The organism is Arthrobacter sp. CAN_A1, from assembly GCF_015751665.1.
Classification (GTDB): domain Bacteria; phylum Actinomycetota; class Actinomycetes; order Actinomycetales; family Micrococcaceae; genus Arthrobacter_D.
Genome location: NZ_JADOUR010000008.1, coordinates 108,841 through 128,779, shown reverse-complemented (window position 1 = coordinate 128,779; position 19,939 = coordinate 108,841). Strand labels below are relative to the sequence as shown.

General features: G+C 65.0%; 18 protein-coding genes. 6 read left to right on the top strand and 12 right to left on the bottom strand.

What is annotated here, in order from left to right:
* Positions 1-60: 60 nt before the first annotated feature.
* Together IWX62_RS11095 and IWX62_RS11090 are read left to right on the top strand one after the other, a co-directional pair.
* Positions 61-798 (top strand): TetR/AcrR family transcriptional regulator, encoded by a 738-nt coding sequence (locus IWX62_RS11095; RefSeq protein WP_333483372.1) that lies wholly within the window; start codon positions 61-63, stop codon positions 796-798.
* Entirely contained in the window at positions 795-2,885 is a 2,091-nt protein-coding gene (locus tag IWX62_RS11090) for an acyl-CoA dehydrogenase family protein (protein ID WP_196841478.1), read from the top strand. The genes IWX62_RS11095 and IWX62_RS11090 overlap by 4 nt, the downstream gene beginning before the upstream one ends.
* Before the next feature lie 3 nt (positions 2,886-2,888).
* Here IWX62_RS11090 and IWX62_RS11085 read toward each other — a convergent pair whose 3' ends face one another.
* Together IWX62_RS11085 and glgA are read right to left on the bottom strand one after the other, a co-directional pair.
* Positions 2,889-3,119, bottom strand: a complete 231-nt coding sequence (locus IWX62_RS11085) for a hypothetical protein (RefSeq protein ID WP_196841477.1) — start codon at positions 3,117-3,119, stop codon at positions 2,889-2,891.
* Positions 3,120-3,170: 51 nt separating this feature from the next.
* On the bottom strand, positions 3,171-4,373 hold the full coding sequence (glgA, locus tag IWX62_RS11080) for a glycogen synthase (RefSeq protein ID WP_196841476.1): 1,203 nt from the start codon (positions 4,371-4,373) through the stop codon (positions 3,171-3,173).
* Between the two features lie 97 nt (positions 4,374-4,470).
* Here glgA and glgC point away from each other — a divergent pair, with 97 nt between their 5' ends.
* Complete coding sequence (gene glgC / locus IWX62_RS11075; protein ID WP_196841475.1) at positions 4,471-5,709, top strand: glucose-1-phosphate adenylyltransferase; 1,239 nt, start codon at positions 4,471-4,473, stop codon at positions 5,707-5,709.
* A gap of 28 nt (positions 5,710-5,737) precedes the next feature.
* On the opposite strand, the gene IWX62_RS11070 is transcribed toward glgC, so the two are convergent.
* The 4 genes from IWX62_RS11070 to IWX62_RS11055 all read right to left on the bottom strand — a co-directional run bounded on the left by IWX62_RS11070 (position 5,738) and on the right by IWX62_RS11055 (position 10,708).
* A complete protein-coding gene (locus IWX62_RS11070; protein ID WP_333483371.1) occupies positions 5,738-7,216 on the bottom strand; it encodes an HNH endonuclease signature motif containing protein in 1,479 nt (492 codons plus the stop codon).
* A gap of 117 nt (positions 7,217-7,333) precedes the next feature.
* Positions 7,334-8,185 carry a transglutaminase family protein gene (locus IWX62_RS11065; RefSeq protein ID WP_196841474.1) on the bottom strand — a complete coding sequence of 284 codons (852 nt, stop codon included), beginning with the start codon at positions 8,183-8,185 and terminating at the stop codon, positions 7,334-7,336.
* The gene (locus tag IWX62_RS11060) at positions 8,182-9,108 is read right to left on the bottom strand and encodes an alpha-E domain-containing protein (RefSeq protein ID WP_196841473.1); all 927 of its coding nucleotides are present in this window, start codon (positions 9,106-9,108) and stop codon (positions 8,182-8,184) included. Before IWX62_RS11060 ends, IWX62_RS11065 begins: the two co-directional genes overlap by 4 nt.
* Positions 9,101-10,708 (bottom strand): circularly permuted type 2 ATP-grasp protein, encoded by a 1,608-nt coding sequence (locus IWX62_RS11055; RefSeq protein ID WP_196841472.1) that lies wholly within the window; start codon positions 10,706-10,708, stop codon positions 9,101-9,103. Before IWX62_RS11055 ends, IWX62_RS11060 begins: the two co-directional genes overlap by 8 nt.
* 106 nt (positions 10,709-10,814) lie before the next feature.
* Here IWX62_RS11055 and IWX62_RS11050 point away from each other — a divergent pair, with 106 nt between their 5' ends.
* The gene (locus IWX62_RS11050; protein ID WP_196841471.1) at positions 10,815-11,216 is read left to right on the top strand and encodes a type II toxin-antitoxin system VapC family toxin; all 402 of its coding nucleotides are present in this window, start codon (positions 10,815-10,817) and stop codon (positions 11,214-11,216) included.
* 53 nt (positions 11,217-11,269) lie between these two features.
* Complete coding sequence (pepN, locus tag IWX62_RS11045) at positions 11,270-13,945, top strand: aminopeptidase N (protein WP_333483370.1); 2,676 nt, start codon at positions 11,270-11,272, stop codon at positions 13,943-13,945.
* Between the two features lie 7 nt (positions 13,946-13,952).
* Here pepN and IWX62_RS11040 read toward each other — a convergent pair whose 3' ends face one another.
* The 5 genes from IWX62_RS11040 to IWX62_RS11020 all read right to left on the bottom strand — a co-directional run bounded on the left by IWX62_RS11040 (position 13,953) and on the right by IWX62_RS11020 (position 17,929).
* Entirely contained in the window at positions 13,953-15,029 is a 1,077-nt protein-coding gene (locus IWX62_RS11040; RefSeq protein WP_196841469.1) for a lipoate--protein ligase family protein, read from the bottom strand.
* A 116-nt stretch (positions 15,030-15,145) separates the two neighbouring features.
* Complete coding sequence (locus IWX62_RS11035) at positions 15,146-15,400, bottom strand: type B 50S ribosomal protein L31 (RefSeq protein WP_171585149.1); 255 nt, start codon at positions 15,398-15,400, stop codon at positions 15,146-15,148.
* A 136-nt stretch (positions 15,401-15,536) separates the two neighbouring features.
* Positions 15,537-16,343, bottom strand: coding sequence for a TrmH family RNA methyltransferase (locus IWX62_RS11030; protein ID WP_196841468.1), 807 nt, complete (start codon positions 16,341-16,343; stop codon positions 15,537-15,539).
* Complete coding sequence (locus IWX62_RS11025) at positions 16,340-17,119, bottom strand: sulfite exporter TauE/SafE family protein (protein WP_196841467.1); 780 nt, start codon at positions 17,117-17,119, stop codon at positions 16,340-16,342. The genes IWX62_RS11030 and IWX62_RS11025 overlap by 4 nt, the downstream gene beginning before the upstream one ends.
* A gap of 18 nt (positions 17,120-17,137) precedes the next feature.
* Entirely contained in the window at positions 17,138-17,929 is a 792-nt protein-coding gene (locus tag IWX62_RS11020) for an ABC transporter ATP-binding protein (protein ID WP_196841466.1), read from the bottom strand.
* A 175-nt stretch (positions 17,930-18,104) separates the two neighbouring features.
* On the opposite strand from IWX62_RS11020, the gene serB reads away from it, so the two are divergent.
* Positions 18,105-18,986 (top strand): phosphoserine phosphatase SerB, encoded by an 882-nt coding sequence (gene serB, locus IWX62_RS11015; RefSeq protein WP_196841465.1) that lies wholly within the window; start codon positions 18,105-18,107, stop codon positions 18,984-18,986.
* A gap of 161 nt (positions 18,987-19,147) precedes the next feature.
* On the opposite strand, the gene IWX62_RS11010 is transcribed toward serB, so the two are convergent.
* Positions 19,148-19,891, bottom strand: coding sequence for an SDR family oxidoreductase (locus IWX62_RS11010; protein WP_196841464.1), 744 nt, complete (start codon positions 19,889-19,891; stop codon positions 19,148-19,150).
* Positions 19,892-19,939 lie beyond the last annotated feature (48 nt).

Sequence of the window (19,939 nt, the reverse complement as noted above, 5' to 3'; positions counted from 1 at the left end):
GATTCTCCTTCACGAAACGGTGAGTTATCGATACTCAGCGTACCTGATACGCTGAGTATCGTGAACAAGCAGGCCACAGTGCCCAGACGAGTACCGGTGACCGCCGCGGTCGGTGATGGTCGCTCCAGCCGGTGGCAGGCGCACCGCGACAAGCGGCGGCGTGCGCTGGTGAAAACGGCGCGTGGCGCAGTCCATGCGCTCGGCTACGGAGCATCGATGGAGGATATTGCTGCGGCAGCGGGCACCTCCAAGTCGGTGTACTACCGCTATTTCGGTGACAAGGCGGGGCTGCAGCAGGCCATGGGCGAAGTGGTCATTGCCCAGATGCAGGACAAGGTCCTGGCCGCAGCCCGGCAGGCAGCCTCCCCGCGCGAGGGCCTCCACGCCATGGTCACTGCGTACCTGCAGATGGCTCAAACCTCGCCCAACGTCTACGCGTTCGTCACCCGGCTGGGTGCCGCGGATGCCCTGACCAACCCTGCCGACCCCCAGACGTCGGAGCTGCTCAGCCACTTCTTCGAGGCGGTCACCGCCATGCTCGCCAGTCCCATGAAGTCCTTCCTTGCCGCCGACCCGCGGGCCTTGGAACTCTGCGGCCCGGTTCTCACGCTCTGGCCGCAGGCGGCCATCGGCATGGTCCGCGCGGCCGGAGAACTCTGGCTCGCCACTCCGGAAGGTCCCACCAAGCCCACCGAAGCCCAGCTCAGCGAACAGCTCACCACCTGGCTTTTCGAGGGTATCGCCAACCACGTTCCATCACCCGACAGCACCCCATCCGCTCTGGAGGACACCCCATGACACAGACCGTCACGCGATCCGAACTTAAGGTCCCGGCAACCGCAGCCATCACTGACGACGACCGCGCCGTCGTCGACGTCGAGGCTCTGGGCGAACTCCTGCTGGGCCGGTGGGCTGCAACCCGCCGGGTTGCCCGCGAGTTGGCGGGTCGCCCCGAGGTGCACCGGATCGAAGGCCAGTCCAACGCCGAGCACCGGAACCGGTGTTTCGATCAACTGCATTATCTGGTCGAGAACAAGGCGGTGCACCGCGCCTTCCCGGCGGAGTTCGGCGGGAACGACGACCACGGAGCCAACATCGCCGGTTTCGAGGAATTGGTGGTCGCCGATCCGTCGCTGCAGATCAAAGCGGGGGTGCAGTGGGGCCTCTTCGGCAGCGCTGTGCTTCACCTGGGCACGGAGGAGCATCACCGCGCCTGGATTCCCGGCATCATGAACATGGACATTCCGGGATGCTTCGCGATGACCGAGACGGGCCACGGATCCGACGTCGCGAGCATTGCCACCACCGCCGTGTACCAGCCGGATACCGATGAGTTCGAGATCCACACGCCCTTCCGTGCAGCGTGGAAGGACTACATCGGCAACGCCGCCATCGACGGCCGGGCCGCGGTGTTGTTCGCCCAGCTCATCACCGGCGGGGTCAACCATGGGGTGCACGCCTTCTACATTGAGCTGCGCGACGCTGATGGCGCCTTCCTGCCCGGCATTGGCGGAGAAGACGACGGGCTGAAGGGTGGGCTCAACGGGATCGACAACGGGCGGCTTCACTTCACCAAGGTGCGGATTCCCCGCACCAACCTGCTCAACCGTTACGGCGACGTCGACGGCGACGGCGTCTATACCTCACCGATTGCCTCACCCGGCCGCCGCTTCTTCACCATGCTCGGCACCCTGGTGCAGGGCCGCGTCTCCCTTGACGGAGCGGCGGTTGCCGTCACCAAGCTCGCCCTGAAGACCGCGGTGCAGTACTCGGTGGAGCGTCGGCAGTTCAACGCGGGATCGGATCTCAAGGAAGAGGTGCTGCTCGACTACCAGCAGCACCAGCGCAGGCTCCTCCCCCGGATCGCCGCCACCTATGCGGCGTCATTTGCCCACGAGGAGTTGCTGGCAAAGTTTGACGATGTGTTCTCCGGTGCACATGATACGGATGAGGACCGGCAGGATCTTGAAACGCTTGCCGCCGCGCTGAAGCCCCTGTCGACCTGGCATGCGCTCGACACGCTGCAGGAGTGCAGGGAAGCGTGCGGCGGAGCGGGATTCCTGACCGAGAACCGGTTTACGTCCCTCCGCGCGGACATGGATGTCTACGCAACCTTCGAGGGGGACAACAACGTCCTGCTGCAGCTGGTGGCCAAACGGCTCCTCGCGGACTATGCGAAGGAATTCAGTGGCGTCGACTTCGGGGTCCTGGCCCGCTATGTGGTCACCCAGCGGGCCGAGAAGACGCTGCACCGTTCCGGGTTGCGCCGGGTGGTGCAGACCGTCGTCGACGGCGGCTCCGAACGTAAGTCGGCGATCGCCCTCCGCGACGAACACACCCAGCACGAGCTGCTATCCGACCGGGTCGAAGCGATGGTCGCCGACCTGGCCGGTGAGCTGCGCGGCGTCAGGAAACTGTCGCAGGAGGCGGCGGCGAAAAAGTTCAACGAGCATCAGCATGAGCTGATTGAGACGGCTACGGCCCATGCGGAACTGTTGCAGTGGGAAGCCTTCACCGCAGCGCTCCACCGCGTGGACGATCCGGGGACCAGACAGGTACTTACCTGGGTGCGTGACCTGTTTGGGCTGTGCCTGATCGAGCGCAACCTCGCCTGGTACCTCATGCATGGGCGGCTCTCCGCCCAGCGGGCAAGGACTCTCTCCCCCTACATCAACCGTCTCCTCGTCAAGATCCGGCCGCATGCCGTGGACCTGGTCGACTCGTTTGGTTACGGCCCTGAACATCTTCGGGCGGCTATCGCTACAGGAGCCGAAAAGGACCGCCAGGACGAGGCAATGGCTTACGCACGGCAGCAGAGGGCGAGCGGTACCTTCCCGATTGATGAAAAGACCGTCCTGGCCCGCAAAGCCAAGGCCGCCCGCTAGGGGTTAGCCCTGGCGCGGGTCGTCCTCCTCGTTCTCTTCATCGACGGGGGTGACGACCCGCCCGACGTCGAGGGCGGGGTTTTCGGCCGACTCGTCCATCACTGCCTCGTCGACCTCGGTTTCGTTCAGCTCAGGAACATTCGCCTCATCCGCTGAAGGCGCCGAAGCGGCTGAGTCGGGTGAATCCGGCGAGTCGGGTGAGTCAGGCGAAGCTGGGCTGGGGTGTTCGGTCACTGATTGGTCCTCCGTGGTTGTTGTCTGTAGATGAACTGATGCGCCGCGTTCTCAGGCCTGATCGATTACCGAGCGGTAGACCGCGAGTGTCGATTCAGCGATTGAGTCCCAGGAAAAGTGTTCTTCGGCCCGACGGCGCCCGGCCTCGCCCATCCTCCGTGCCCGGTCCGGGTCCGCTACGAGGGCGTTGACGGCGGCGGCGAAGTCCCTGACGAACCGTTCAGGGTCCAGTGGAATGCCGGTCCCGTCGGTGACCTGTTCCAGCGGAACCAGGGTGCCGGTCACGCCGTCGTCGACCACCTCGGGGATACCCCCGGTAGCGCTGGCCACCACCGCCGCCCCACAGGCCATCGCCTCCAGGTTCACGATGCCCAGCGGCTCGTAGATGGAGGGGCAGGCGAACACCGTTGCGGTGCTGAGGACCTGGATGAGTTCGTTGCGGGGAAGCATCCTTTCAATCAGCACCACCGATCCGCGCCTGGCCTCCAGCTCGGCGATCAGCTCAGCGGTTTCGGCGGCCAGTTCGGGTGTGTCAGCAGCTCCGAGGCACAGCACCAGCTGCACGCCGGGCTCCAGCAGCGCAGCGGCACGCAGCAGGTAGGGAACGCCTTTCTGACGCGTGTTTCGTCCCACGAACACCACGCTGGGGCGGTCCGGGTCGATGCCAAGCTTCCTGACGGCGTCGTGGTCTTCGTCCCGTCCCCAGAGGCTCACATCGATGCCGTTGTGCACCACCTTCACTTTGTCGGGGTCAACGTGGGGGTAGCTGCGCAGAATGTCCGCGCGCATCCCGTGCGAGACGGCGATGACCGCTGCGGCCGCCTCGTAGGACGTCCGTTCGGCCCAGGAGGACAGCGCGTATCCGCCACCGAGCTGCTCGGCTTTCCACGGCCTCAACGGCTCAAGGCTGTGGGCGCTGAGGACATGCGGCACCCCGTGCAGGAGGGACGCGAGATGCCCGGCCATGTTCGCGTACCAGGTGTGTGAGTGCACCACATCCGCGCCGGCGATGCCGTCGAGCATCGCCAGATCGGTGCCGAAGGTCTGGACCGCGGCGTTCGACCCGGTCAGCTCGACGGGCGGCCGGTAGGTGCTCACGGTTGCCCCGTGGTACTCGGGATCCCGCTCCGCGCCGAAGCAGTGAACCCTCAAATCGACCTGGCTGGCCAGCACACGGCTCAGCTCGGCGACGTGCACTCCCGCGCCACCGTAGATCTCGGGTGGGAACTCTTTCGTCACAATATCTATACGCACGTTTCCAAACGTAGTGCAGGACGGCCTTCTCATCTAGTGTGGGTCAGTCAAGAGGTAACAACTCAATGAAGAGCAACAGCAGGGCAGGGGGCCACTCGTGGCATTGAAAAAGGTACTGGCGATTGTCCTGGCCGGGGGCGAGGGAAAGCGACTCATGCCGCTTACGGCCGATCGCGCGAAGCCTGCGGTGCCGTTTGGCGGCATTTACCGGTTGATTGATTTTGCCTTGTCGAACCTCGTCAATTCGGGGTACCTGGAAATTGTGGTGCTCACCCAGTACAAGTCCCACAGCCTGGATCGGCACATTTCCGAGACCTGGCGCATGTCGACCCAGCTGCAGCAGTATGTGGCGTCGGTTCCGGCGCAGCAGCGGCGGGGGAAGAGCTGGTTCCTGGGCAGCGCCAACGCCATTTACCAGTCGTTGAACCTGATCCACGACGCCAATCCCGACATTGTGGTGGTGATCGGCGCCGACCACGTCTACCGGATGGACTTTGAGCAGATGGTGACTGCCCACATTGCCAGCGGTGCGTCAGCCAGTGTTGCCGCGGTGCGGCAGCCCATGAACCTGGTCGACCAGTTCGGCGTCATCCAAACCGATGGATCCGGCAAGATTACGGGGTTTGTCGAGAAGCCGGAGAGCACTCCCGGGCTTCCCGATGATCCGAATAGCTTCCTCGCGTCGATGGGCAACTACGTGTTTACTGCTGACGCGCTGGTTGCTGCCCTTGAAGAGGACGCGGCACGGCTGAACACCAAGCACGACATGGGCGGGGACATCATTCCCTACTTCGTTGAGCGCGGCGACGCAGCGGTTTATGACTTCACCTCCAATGACATTGCCGGGTCAATGGACAGGGATCGCCAGTACTGGCGTGACGTCGGAACACTCGACTCGTATTACGACGCCAACATGGATCTGATCTCCCCCCTTCCCCTGTTCAACCTGTACAACCTGGAGTGGCCGATCTATACGCGGCAGAGTGTCTCTCCCCCGGCCAAATTTGTTCGAAGTGCGTCGGGCGGCTCCGGTGTAGCGCACGACTCGATCGTCTCCAACGGCGCGGTGGTCTCCGGTGGGGAGGTGCAGGGATCCATTCTGGCAACCGACGTGTTCGTCGACGAGGGGGCTACAGTGTCGGGTTCGGTGCTGATGGACAAGGTTTCTATTGGACCTGGAGCTATTGTGCGGCGGGCGATCATCGATAAGAACGTGAGAGTGCCGGCCGGGGCAAGGATTGGCGTGGACCGGGAGATGGACCTCAGCCGCGGATATACAGTGACGGAGTCCGGGCTAACCATTCTCAGCAAGGGGCAGGTAGTTCTCCCGACCTAGGAGGGCGGCCCCGGCATCTCCCTGCTGGTTAGAAGGGTGGTGGTTGAGGCAGGGTGGTGTAGCTTTTGCCGGTCAGTGAGGTCGCGGTGATGGTGCCCGGTTCGGGTTGTTCGTAGCGCCAGTAGCCTTCGGTTTTGAGCATGTGGTGACGTTTACAGAGCGCTGCGAGGTTGTCGTAGCTGGTGGTCCCGCCCTGATGCCAGGGGATGGTGTGGTCGATGTCGCAGACCGGTGCGGGCTGGTTACAGCCGGGATGGCGGCAGGTTTTATCCCTGACCAGGATTGTGGTCCGTAGGCTTCGCGGGACTTTGTAGCGGTCGCGTCCGACGCTCAGGACGGTCCCGGTCTCGGGGTGGGTGAGGATCCTGATGAAACCTGGTGCGTGGGCGGCAAGTCGACGGGCCGTGTCCGGGTCGATCGGCCCGTAACCATCGAGTTCGCCCGGACCATCACCGCCGAGCAGAGTCAACACCGGAACGGTCACGAACACCACCGGCTGCACCCCCTTCACCGACGCCAAATCAACCAACCCACCCCCACCAGCACTAGCACCAGTCGCACCAGTAGCCCCAGTGGCACCGGCATCCCCAGCACCGGCGGCACCAGCAGCACCAGCAGCACCAGCAGCACCGGTAGGCCCGGCGGTCCCGGCTTCCGGGTCTGTGTTGTCGGTGCTGTCGATGGGTGGGCAGTGGTGGGTGAGGAGGTCGCTGAACACGTCGGCCTTGAGTTGGGTGAGGGTCCGGGATTCGGACGGGTTCTGCAGGGCCCGGGCGGTGAAGCTCAGCCGGTGTTCGATGCCACAGGCCTGCTCGGCGGGCAGATACGCGGACAACCAGGCCATCCCGTCCTGGGCTGGGCTCACTTCCACGTGCCGGTCCTTGACCGCGGCGGCCTTGCGGGTGGCAACAGATTCGGGATGAATTTTCTCCCGGACCCGGTGACAGATGGTTTTCAACCGTGGCGGGGTCAGATGCGCGCCGCGTGCCAGGACCTGATCCTCGAACCCGGGTAACACCTCCGCCGGGACGAAGAGGGCTTCATCGGCGATCAGCTGGGCTTGCCGGACCGAGATCATCCCCCAACCCAGGCAGTGCAGGGTCTTCGGTAGGTCCAGGACCAGGGTCAGGCTTTGTCCCAGCAACCGGTGCGCTGCCCGCCCGGAAATATTGAGCAAAGGAGCCAGTTCCTCAGCCGAGAGAGTGAAGCCAAGTCCGCTACCGACCTGCCCCGATCCCGGCCGGGACGCAGCCAGCGCGGCGGCCGCGGCCTGCACCTCATCATGGAGCGCAGCAACCAACTCGGCTTCCCGGGCAGCAACCCACGACCCCAGCCGACCCACCGCCACCAACAACTCAGCCGTATCAGGCGCGTCGCCAGCCTCGGGTGCCAGGGACTCTTGCGGGGTCAGCATCCCCACCAGTGACGCCGGGCCGGCCACCTCCACCTCGGTGGCCGGGCTGTTGCCTGCAAACCGATGAGTTCCAGTGCGGACCTTCTGCTTCATACCTCAATACCATCACCCGCCTCTGACATTTTTAGGTCAGAAGGACAGAACGCAGCCGCCGCCAGATTACGCCTACAGCGAACACGGGATGATGCGGTCGGGCAGCGGTCACTACTCCTAGGCGACGCGGGTGATCTCCACTTTCACGTTCAGCGTCGATCCGCCGCCGCCGGAGAGTATCCCTTTCAACGGAGAGACGTCCCGGTAATCGCGCCCCCGCGCCACCGACACGTGGAAGTCGCTGACCGGCCCGCTGTTAGTGGGATCCCAGCCGCGCCATTCGCCGTCCCACCACTCAACCCAGGCATGAGACTGCCCGGCGACAGTCTCCCCGATCCCGGCGCTACTGCGGGGATGCAGGTACCCGGAGATGTAGCGGGCAGGGATGCCGATGCTACGGAATGCGCCGATGGCGAGGTGTGCGAGGTCCTGGCAGACCCCCTTACGCGTGTCCCAGGCGTCCCGCGCGTTGGTCTGCACTCCGGTAACACCCTGCACATAGGACATCTCCCCTTTGATCCACTCAAAGATCGCATGCGCTGCCTGATGGGGATTACGATCCGTCGCAAGCTGCAGCGCGTTCGCGGCAACCTCCGGGTCGGGCTCGGTCAAGCCGGTCTGCGGGAGCCAGTCCCCGTACTCGTTGATGACGTCGTCGGACCCGAGATGCTCCCAGGTCACCACCTCGCCCTCTGCCGGAACCCGTTCCATCCGGCTGACCTCGACGGTCGTGACGGCTGTGACCTCGAGTGCCTCGTGGGCGCTCTGCATGTCGAAAGCCGTGACCCGGGTTCCCCAGTAGTCGCGGTACGTCGAGACGGCAGCGCTGGACGGCGACACCTTCAGCATCGATTCCAGCACCACCTGCTGGGGATCGGTCAGCGGGGTCATGCGTGCTTCGTTGTAGGAGAGTGTCACCTTGCGCACGTAGTTGTAGCCGGTGCGGTGGGTTATCAGCAAGCGGGTCATGAGAGTTCTCCCACCCAGGCAAGTTCATCGGCCTGGGAAAAGTAGGTGCGTGAGATCGCGTCGGACGCTTGCGCACAGGCCTTCTGCACGCGTTCCATGTGCTCGGGCAGTTCCGACATCAGATCGTCCGTCTGGTGGAACTCCAGGAACGTCCTCGCCTGCCCCACAATGCGGCTCGCATCGTTGATGAACCCGACCCGCCGGTAGGCAGGGTTGAGGTTGGTCAGGCACTTCTCTGCGTCACTCAGCGCATACACGATCGACCGCGGGAACAACCGGTCCAGCAGCAGAAACTCCGCCGCCTGCTGGTCGCCGAAGGATGCCCGGCGGGTGCGCAGGAATGACTCATACGCGCCAGCGCAGCGCAGCATATTGACCCAGGACATGCCTGCCGCGTGCACATCGTGGGTGGACAGCATGCGGGCGGTCATATCGGCCCGCTCGAGGCTCCGGCCCAGCACCAGGAACTGCCAGCTTTCGTCGTGGCTCATCGTGGTATCCGACAATCCACGGATCATGGCTGTGCGCTCAACCACCCAGTGGCAGAACCGGTAGGTGCCCACCACATCCTTGCGGTGTTGGGTGAGGCCGTACCACGTCGTATTGAGGCTCTCCCAGACGCTGCCGGACACGGTCTCCCGCGCCCGTCGCGCATTCTCGCGTGCCGCGCCCAGGGCGCCAGCGATCGAGGTGGTGCTGGTCCTGTCGTAGGCCAGGGACTGCAATAGATCAGACAATTCAAGCTCGTCGCCCTCGGCCCGGCTGCCCATGACCCCGAGCAACTGACGGGACACGTCCTGCTGTTCGCTCTTCGGCATCTGGTTCAGCCGCTCCAGGTGGACGTCGAGAATACGGGCGGTCCCATCAGCACGCTCAACGTAGCGGCCGATCCAGAACAGCGATTCAGCGATCCGGCTAAGCATTGAGTGTGTCCTCTCCAAGGTTCAGGCGGTCGGCGGACCCCAGTTGTTGCTGTTGCTGCTCGGGTTGCCGGTCCTGCCAGCCGGACTCGATCGGCCAGACGCGCTCCTGGACCGGCCGGCGAACCGTGTCGACCACCGGCCGCACCGGCGCCTGGTTCTGTTCATCGACCACCCAGGTGTCTTTCGACCCCCCGCCCTGGCTGGAGTTCACAATCAGGGACCCTTCTTTCATGGCCACCCGGGTCAGACCGCCGGGGAGCACCCAGACGTCGTCGCCGTCGTTCACGGCGAACGGGCGCAGGTCAACGTGTCGGGGGCTGAACTGCCCGCCGGACATGGTGGGAACTGTCGAGAGTTGCAGGACCGGCTGCGCAATCCAGCCGCGGGGATCACTGATGATCCGCTCGCGCAATGCGTCCAGTTCGTCCTTGGACGCGTCAGGGCCAATGACCAGGCCCTTGCCGCCGGAGCCGTCCACCGGCTTCACCACCAGTTCGTCAAGACGGTCCAGGACCTCTTCGCGGGCCGCAGGATCCTCCAGCCGGTAGGTATCAACGTTGGCGATGATCGGTTCCTCGGACAGGTAGTACCGGATCAGGTCGGGGACGTAGGTGTACACCAGTTTGTCGTCGGCCACGCCGTTGCCCAGCGCGTTGGCGATGGTCACCGTGCCGGCACGGGCCGCGTTCACCAGTCCGGGACACCCGAGCATTGAGTCGGAGCGGAAGTGCAGGGGGTCGAGGAATTCGTCGTCGATCCGCTTGTAGATCACGTCGACGCGCTGTTCACCTGCGGTGGTGCGCATGTAGACGCGGTTGCCACGGCAGATCAGGTCGCGGCCCTCCACCAATTCGACGCCCATCAGGCCTGCGAGCAGGGTGTGCTCGAAGTAGGCCGAGTTGAACACTCCCGGGGTCAGGACCACTACGGTTGGGTCTTCGGCCGACGACGGCGCCGTCTTGCGGAGCGCTGCGAGGAGACGCCGCGGGTACTCCTCCACCGGCCGGATGTGCTGCTGCCCGAAGGCCTCCGGCAGGCCCTTGGCCATGGCTCGCCGGTTTTCCAGCACGTAGCTCACGCCGCTGGGGACACGCACGTTATCTTCGAGGACCCGGAACGTGCCCTCCTGGTCGCGAACGACGTCGATCCCGGAGATGTGGACCCGCACCCCGCCCGCGGGGTCGAAGCCCGACACCTGCCGGTGGAAGTGGGCACTGGAGGTGATGAGACGGCGGGGAATCACGCCGTCGGCCACCACCGACATCTTGTCGTAGACGTCGTTCAGGAAGGCTTCAAGCGCCCGGACGCGCTGGCTGACGCCCTGCTCGAGGACCTGCCAGTCGGTGCCGGAGATGACGCGCGGCACGATGTCCAACGGGAAGGGGCGCTCCTCCCCCGCATAATCAAAGGTGACGCCGCGGTCGAGGAACGTGCGGGCCATGGAATCGGCGCGGGCAGTGACATCGGCGAGGTTCAGTTCGCTCAGGGCTGCGGCCACCTGACTGTATTCGCTGCGGGCCAGCTGGCCGGGAGCAAACATTTCGTCGAAGGCGGGGGTTCGGCTGGCTGCTGCTGCATAATCTTCGAAGAGGTCGGACATGGGTTCAACATTGCCACGGATTTCTTCTATTACATATTGTGCAGTGGGTCACTCGCGCCGGGCGCCCAGGCTGCCGCTCGTCCGGTGCAGGGCGTAGAGTGCCGCCATGACGCGCTATGTGATCGACGCACCCACCCTGCTGGCTCTGGCAACCGAGGACCGGCAGCTGAACCCGGACCACCAGTTGGTGGCACCGAGCAGCGTCCGTTTCCAAGCCCTCGCTCTCCTGTTTGCTGCGGTCCGGGCCGGTGCCCTCACCGATGCCGAGGCGCTGCGCCGGCACGATCGGATGACCGAGCTGAAAATGCGGTTGCTGGGAGACCGCGTGTCACGACGGACTGCCTGGACCATCGCCCGCGATCAGGGCTGGGAGTCGATTGGCGACGCCGAGTACCTGGCCGTCGCGCGTCTGCAGGCGGACGCCCTGATCACCGTGGACCGCGGGCTGGCGGCACGGGCCGACGGCGTTGTCCCGGTAGCTCCCTTCACAGCACTCTTCATCGACTGAACTCCTTCACGGGCCGGGGCACAATCGGTCAGCCGTGATTGAATGACCGGGTGATGAACGAAAATCTCCGCCGCGATGAAGCAGCCCACAGGTCCACCCTCCTGAGCGTCGACAGCTACGAGGTACACCTAGACCTCGGCGCCGCCGCAGACCCCAACGTCACAGGGTTCCTGTCCCGCTCCACGGTGACGTTCAGCTGCGCCGAGCCGGGAAGCGAAACCTTCCTGGACTTCATCGCCGGGACAGTCCACTCGGTCACGCTGAACGGGAGGGACCTGGACCCCGCCCTCGTCGTCGACGGGGCGCGGATCACCCTTCCGGGGCTCGCTGCGAACAACACCGTCACCGTCACGGGTACAGCTCTCTACAGCCGGAGCGGCGAGGGCATGCACCGGTTCACGGATCCTGCTGACGGCGAGACCTACCTTTACACCCAGTACGAGCCTGCCGATGCCCGCCGGGTGTTCGCCAACTTTGAGCAGCCCGACCTTAAAGCGGCGTTCACCTTCACGGTGAGCGCGCCGGCCGGGTGGACGGTGGCCTCCAACGGGGCGGAAACCGCCGCGGAAACCGCTCGGGAAACCGCACTGGAAACCGCACTGGACGGCGGCGCGCACGGCGGCGGGGACGGCGTCGCAGTGTGGCACTTCGCACCGACCGAGCGGATCTCCACGTACATCACCGCCATCCTCGCTGGCCCGTATTTCACTGCGGCCGACCATTGGACCGGCACCATGTCGGATGGCTCGCTCCTCGAGGTTCCGCTGGGACTGTATTGCAGGGCGTCCCTGGCGGACTCGTTCGACACGGACACCATCTTCGACGTCACCAAACGCGGCCTCGACTACTTCCATTCACGGTTCGACTATCCGTACCCGTTCGGCAAGTATGAGCAGGCCTTCGTCCCCGAATACAATCTCGGCGCCATGGAAAACCCCGGGTTGGTGACCTTCACCGAAGCCTACATATTCCGGTCCAAAGCCACCCATGACCAGTACGAAGCCCGCGCCAACACCATCCTCCACGAGATGGCCCACATGTGGTTCGGCGATCTCGTCACGATGTTCTGGTGGGACGACCTCTGGCTGAAGGAGTCCTTCGCCGACTACATGGGTGCGCTGGCCGTCGCCGAAGCCACCGGTTCGGCCACCTCCTGGGTGAGCTTCGCCAACCGGCGGAAAGCCTGGGCCTATCTGCAGGACCAGCTGCCCTCCACCCATCCCATCACCGCTGACATCGTCGATCTCGAAGCCGCCAAACAGAACTTCGACGGCATCACCTACGCCAAAGGGGCGTCCGTCCTCAAACAGTTGGTGGCCTACGCCGGCAGCGAGGCGTTCTTCGCCGCGGCCCGCGCCTATTTCAGAACCCATGCCTTCGGCAACACCAGGTTGTCCGACCTCCTCGCGGAGCTGACTGACGCGACCGGCCAGGACATGACCGGCTGGGCCAGGCAATGGCTCCAGACCTCCGGTGTCCCGCTGTTGGGTGCCGAGGTGGAGGTCGACGACGACGGCGCCTACCGCTCGGTGCTCATCCGCCAGGACGCCGTCGATCCGGTCACCGGCGAGTCGGCACTTCGCCCGCACCAGCTGCGGCTGGGACTGTATAGCCTCAGCGGCGGAGCACTGGTGCGGACCGGGATGGTCGAGGTACGGGTCGACGGCGAAGTGACTGACGTCCCGGAGCTGGTCGGCACCCCGCAGCCCGACCTCCTCCTGATCAACGACGACGACCTGACCTACGCGAAGATCAGCTTCGACGACAGGTCGCTGGCCACCCTGCTGGCCAGCGTCGGACACCTCAACGAACCGCTGGCCCGCGCCGTCTGCCAGGCCGCACTCTGGTCAACCACCCGCGACGCTGCCCTGTCCGCGGCCGACTATGCGGGGGCGGTGCAGCTCGCAGCACCCCTCGAAAGCGGGGTGGGGGCCCTGCAGGTGATGCTCCGGAACGCTCACTATGCGGTGGAACACTACGCACCCGTGGGTGAGCGGGCGGAACTGCGGGAGCAGCTGTTCGGTTTCGTGGTCGATGGATTGCATGCTGCCGAACCTGCCTCGGATCTTCAGCTGGTCTGGGCTCGGGCGGCAGCAGCCCTCGGGCTGCATAGCGGCACCCATTCCAGGCTGTTCCGGGGACTGCTCGATGGCCGGGAGACGATAGTCCCCGGGCTCGCCGTGGATGCCGAACTGCGGTGGCTCCTCTGGCAGGCCCTCGCCGCGCAGAACCAGGCAACAGGGCCCGAACTCGAAGCTGAACTGGACCGCGACCGCACCGCCGCTGGCAAGGCAGGTTTCACCAGGGCCTCCACCTCGGTGCCGGACCAGGCCATCAAGGACAAAGCGTGGCAGGAGGCAGTGTTCGGCACCAGGCTGTCGAACGAGCTACTCTCGGCGACGATCGCCGGTTTCGCTGAAGGCCCCGGCGAGCTGCGGGTCTCCTATATGGAGCCGTACTTCGCCGAAATCGGCCGGGTCTGGGACACGATGGGCATCGAAATGGCCAGCCGGATTGTCCGTGGCCTGTTCCCCGGGTCGCAGGATCTGGCGACCGGCGTCCCGGCGCAGGAGCACCGGGTGGTGCTGGCCGCCGATGCCTGGCTCGCTGCGAACCCTTCCTCGCCGTCGGCCCTGCGCCGGATTGTCGTCGAGGAACGCGATCACCTGCTGCGGTCCCTGCGGGCGCAGGAAAAGCGGTCCTGGCCACCGGTCAGGGACGCTGGCTGAAGGGTGCCTAGAGGACCCGGTACAGCCAGTCGGAGGTGCCGAACTTCTCCTCCACCAGCCGTTGCGCACGGGCCAGCTCGTTGTCGGTGAACGTCGAATCGCGCGCCCCGTACCTGGCACGGAAGGTATCAACCATGACCTTGATGATGTCTTCCCGGGACCGGCCGGTCTGACGGCGGAGCGGGTCAACCCGCTTCTTCGCGCTCCGGGTGCCCTTATCGGACAGCTTTTCCTTGCCGATGCGCAGTACCTGAAGCATCTTGTCAGCGTCGATGTCGTAGGACATGGTGACGTGGTGCAGCATACCGCCGTTGCTCAGCCGCTTCTGCGCGGCACCGCCGATCTTTCCGACGTCGGTCGCAATGTCGTTGAGCGGCTGGTACCAGGCCTCAATCCCGAGGGCCCGCAGCGCATCCATCACCCAGGCGTCAAGGAACGGATACGACTCGGCGAAGCTCAGGGAGTCCACCAGCGTCTGCGGCAGGTACAGGGAGTAGGTGATGGCGTTGCCGTGCTCCATGAACATGGCCCCGCCGCCGCTGATCCGGCGGACCACAGTCACCCCATGCCGCGCCACGCCGTCGGGGTCAACCTCGTTGCGCATCGACTGGAAACTTCCAATCACCACCGACGGCGATTCCCACTCCCAGAACCGCAGCGTGGGATTGCGGCGCCCATCACCCACATCCCGGGTCAGCACCTCATCCATCGCCACGTGCATCTCGGTGGACAGGGGGGTGGGCCCGATGATGTCCCACTCGTGGTCGGCCCACCCGGTGGCCAGCCCGAGGGCCCGGCGAACGGCCGTAGCCACCGCCTCGGGCGAGAAACCAAACAGCTGCGCTGTTGGATCCAGGCCTTGCGCGACGGCGGCAGCCAGCTCGCCGTGCGATGCACCAGCTGAGAGCCCCTCCAGAGCCGCGTTGATGTCATCGAGCGCTTCGTCGGGTTCAAGGAAGAAGTCACCGTTGATGGACACACCGGTCAGCGCGCCGTCAATGATCTCGAAGTCCGCGGCGACCAGCTTGCCGCCCGGCACCTTGTACTCACCGTGCAGGGGCCCGGAGGGAGGCTGACTGGTCATACGGGACGCTCCTTCGACGACAGGCTGTCGCTAGTGAAAACTGGGATGAACGAGAAATGGGCCCGGACCACCGAAGCGGTCCGGACCCATCCGGCAGACTAGTCTGCTGGTGGCAATTACTTCTTGCCGAAGCCCTTGAAGCGGGCGTTGAAGCGCTCCACGCGGCCTGCGGAGTCCATGATCCGCTGCTTGCCGGTGTAGAAAGGGTGCGACTCGGACGAGATTTCTACCTCGACCAGTGGGTAGGTGTTGCCGTCTTCCCATTCAATGGTCTTCTTGGAGGTCACGGTGGACCGGGTCAGGAATGACTTCTCGGACGCGAGGTCGCGGAAGACAACCGTTGAGTACTTGGGGTGGATATCAGACTTCACAGAACTACCTTCGTTAGTTGCCTGGATTTGGCCAGGCACAGGGGGGTGAAAAAGTTGGTTGGTCCAAGGACCAGCTACCTACTCTACCGCACGCGACGCCGTCGGGGCCAAAGCACCACAGGCGTGTGTGGCTCCCCTAGCGCGGGCGGCATTCCCAGAAGGCGACAGCGCTTGCGGCGGCCACATTGAGCGAATCGATGCCGGCCCGCATGGGGATTTGCACGCTGTGGTCAGCGAGGTCGAGGGTCGCCTGGGTGAGGCCGTCACCTTCGGTTCCGAGGACCAGTGCAAGGCGGTTGTGGTGGGCGGCGCTGAGCTGGTCGAGGTCGATGGTGTCCTCCCCCAGCGCCAGGCCAGCCACCACGAACCCGGCACGCTGCAGCTCCCCGAGCGGGGCAGGCCATTCGGTCAGCCTGATCCAGGGCACCTGGAACACTGCTCCCATGCTCACGCGGATGGCGCGCCGGTAAAGGGGGTCGGCGCACCGGGGGCTGACTATGACGGCGTCGACTCCCAGCGCTGCGGCGGACCGGAAGATGGCGCCCAGGTTGGTGTGGTCCACGATGTCTTCGAGGACCGCGATGCGGTGCGCACCGGACAGCACATCGTCGAGGGCCAGGGGCTGCGGGCGGTCCATCGCTGCTAGTGCTCCGCGGTGCAGATGGAAACCGGTGATCTGCTCGAGGATCTGCTCGGTTCCAATGAACGCCGGGACGTCGGGGAAACGGTCTACGAGGTCCTGCAGGTCCGGCAGCCATTTGTCGGTCAGGAAGAAGGACCGAGGTGTGTGACCGGCGTCGATCGCCCGGCGGAGTACCTTGGTGCTCTCGGCGATGTAGAGGCCCTCGGCGGGCTCCTTCCGCCGTCGCAGCTGGGTGTCGGTGAGGGACGTGTAATCCGAGACCCGTGGATCGGCCGGGTCCGTCAGGCGGTGGATGCTCATCCGGTGACCAGCCGAGCAACCATAATGTAGAGGGCCACCAGCCCCAGCACCACGATGATGGAGCGCAGGACCACGGGTCGCAGCCGGCGCCCGATCAGGGCGCCCAGGAAGCCGCCGATGAGCGAGCTGGCGGCGATCAGCAGGACCACCCACCAGTTGATCCGGTCGAAGGCGAAGAGCATGTAGGAAATGCCGGCTACCACGTTCACCGCAAGCACCAACAGGTTCTTGACGGCGGTGGCGTTCTGGATGGTTCCGTGCAGGAAGATGCCGAGAATACCTACCAGCAGGATTCCCTGCGCCGCCACGAAGTAGCCCCCGTAGACGCCCGCCAGGTACACGAGGAGCGTGAGGCCCAGCGGGTGGAATCGGCTGGATTGTTTCCGCTCGGCGCGAAGGAGGACCCGGCGCTGCAATGCCGGCTGGAAGATGACAAACCCCAGGGCAATGACGATCAAAACGGGTGCCGCGAATTCAAAGACCTGCTCGGGCAGGTTGAGGAGCAGGGCGGCGCCGGTGATGCCGCCCAGAACCGACGCGGGAAGCAGGCGAAGAATGGTGGAGCGGAGACCGGCGAGTTCACGCCGGTACCCCCACGTTCCCGAGACACCGCCGGCGATCAGGCCCATGGCGTTGCTGATCGTGGCGGTGACCGGGGCGAACCCCAATGCCAGCAGCACGGGAAAGGTGACCAGGGTCCCTGAACCGACAATCGAGTTGATGGCGCCAGCCCACAGACCGGCAACGAAAATCAGGGCATCCTGCAGCAGATCCACGGGCAGGTTTCCCGGCCGTTACGCGCGGGAGCGGGCGACCGCCGTGTAGCGACCGTCCTGCTGGCGCACGTCGAGGGGTACGTCGAAGGCCGCGCTGAGGTGCTCCTCCGTGAAAACTGTTTCAATCGGGCCGGAGGCAACCACCCCGCCGTCGCGCAGCAGCATGGCGTGGGTGAATCCTGGTGGCACCTCTTCGAGGTGGTGGGTGACCAGGATCATGACCGGCGCTTCCTCATCCTGGGCCAGGGCAGCGAGCCGGGTAATCAGGTCTTCTCTGCCAGCCAGGTCGAGACCCGCACCGGGCTCGTCGAGGAGCAAAAGTTCGGGATCGGTCATCAGGGCACGCGCGATCTGGACGCGCTTCCGTTCACCCTCGCTCAGGGAGGAGAACGGTCGGTTCATGAAGGTGGACATTCCCCAGGCATCGAGCAGACCAAGCGCCCGCCGGGCGTCCTGCTTTTCATACTGTTCACGCCACCGGCCAGTCACGCCGTACGACGCGGTGATGACCACGTTCAGCACTGTCTCATGCTCGGGAATCTGGGAGGCGAGGGCGGCTGAGGCGAGTCCGATGCGGGGCCGCAGTTCGAAGACGTCAACGGCGCCGAGTACTTCGTCGAGAATGCCGGCAACCCCCCGGGTGGGGTGGATACGTGCTCCGGCGACCTGCAGCAGCGTGGTTTTGCCAGCGCCGTTGGGGCCCATGATCACCCAGCGTTCGCCATCCTTGACCTGCCAGTCCACACTGTCCAACAGCGTCTTGCCGCCCCGGACGAGGCTTACCCCAGCTAACTCAAGAACATCGCTCATAGCACTAGACATTAGGCCAAATACCGGGGCAAACGCGAAACGGTGGTGGTCCGGCGCGCGGGAGGGCGGCGGCGGAGCCGGACAACAATTTCGGGGGCCGACCGGTGCCCGGCGATAATGGCTGAAAGGCGCTGACCGTGCTGCAAGTGGGGATGAATGGTGAAAGTGGAGGAATATGCCTAGGGAATTCGGTGTCGTCAGTTACGGGGTGCAACTCCCCGATGACTTCCTGATCGCCGTCCAGGGTGCCGTCCAGAACACCGGTGCCGGGATCGTTGAACTGGAAAACGCGGGCACCTCCCGCTTCCAGGCGTCCACGGTGTTCGTCTCCTTCGACGGCAGCGCCGCCGACCTGCGGCAGGCAGTGCAACCCCACCTTTCGCTCGGTCTGGGCTGCGCCGTCGTCCCTCCCCCGCTGGTCGGTGAAGGGCGGAAGCTGCTGATCATGGATGTCGATTCGACACTGATCCGCCAGGAAGTCATCGAGCTGCTGGCCGCCCACGCCGGGAAGGAAGCTGAGGTGGCAGCTGTCACGGACGCCGCGATGCGCGGAGAGCTTGACTTTACCCAGAGCCTCAGATCCCGGGTGGCGGTGCTCAAGGGGCTGCCGGTGGGCGTCCTCGCCGAGGTGGGGGCGACGATTGACTTCAGCGACGGTGCGGAGGACCTGGTGCGGGCCTATCTGGCGGCTGGGCATGCCGTGGCGGCCGTTTCGGGCGGGTTTTCCCAACTGCTTGACCCGATGTCCGCGCATCTGGGCTTGACCTACGCCGAGGCGAACCTGCTGGGCGTCAGCAATGGACACCTGACGGGTGAGGTGGTTGGGCCGGTGGTGGACCGCGCCGCCAAGGAACGCTGGCTGCGGCACTGGTCCGAGGAGGCGAACGTGCCGATGGAGCGGACCATCGCCGTCGGCGACGGCGCCAACGATCTCGACATGCTTGCGGCAGCAGGGCTCGGGGTGGCGTTCAACGCGAAGCCAGCGGTGCGGGAGGCAGCCGACGTCGCCGTCGACCTGCCTTTCCTGGACGTGGTGAGGCACTTTACCCGCCACTAACCCCAAATCCCCGCCTCAATCCCCCGGGGTCGAGTCCCTGGGGGTCGCGTCAAACCCCCGGGGTGAGTCAACAGATATGACCGGTTTCCGGCCAGAAACACGTCATATCTGCTGACTCAACCCAAAGGGGTTGGGGCGCAGGGGTGTTGGGTGAAGGTGGGCTACTTCGTGAAGTACTCGTAGCCGCCGACATACTCGGTGTGGCCGCTCGGAACGTCGGCGGTGGCCATCTTCGCGATCTCGGCGGCGAACTCCGCAACCGAGTACAGCCGACCGGCCTGCTCGCGACGCGCTTCGATGGCGCCCGGGGTGGCCCGGTCCAGCAGGGTCGCTGTCACGGTTCCCTCGATCATGTCACCCGACACCACGACGAGCGTGATGCCCTTGGCCTCCAGCTCCGGGAGCAGCTCGCGGAGGGCGTCCTCACCCGCGCGCTTGCTGCGGGCCACCGCCTCATAGGCCTCCATGGTGGGAACGGTGTTGATGAAGTGGGCCTGGTGGCTGGTGATGAAGACCACGCGGGAACCCGTTGGCATCACCTCCATCGCCGCCTTCAGCATGTTGACCTGCGCGTCGCGGTTCAGCTTCAGCGCGTAATCTTCCTCGACACCGGACTCCATGCCGCCCGACGCATTCAGGACCAGCAGCCCCAGCCCCCCGAAGGAGTCCACTGCTGCCGTGATCAGGGCCGCCGATCCCTCTGCGGTGGTCAGATCGGCCCCGACAGCGACCGCCTTCCCTCCTGCAGCCTCAATCCCCGCCACCACCTTCGCGGCACGGGGTGCCTTCTGGCGGTAATTGACGACGACGGCGGCACCCTGGTCGGCGAGCAGTTTCGCGACGTCAGCCCCGATTCCGCGTGATGATCCGGTGACGATTGCAGTTGTGCCATCCAGCGCAGCCATGGGGTACTCCTCTTAGTCGGTGAACTCTTGGTGATGAAAGGTAGAGAT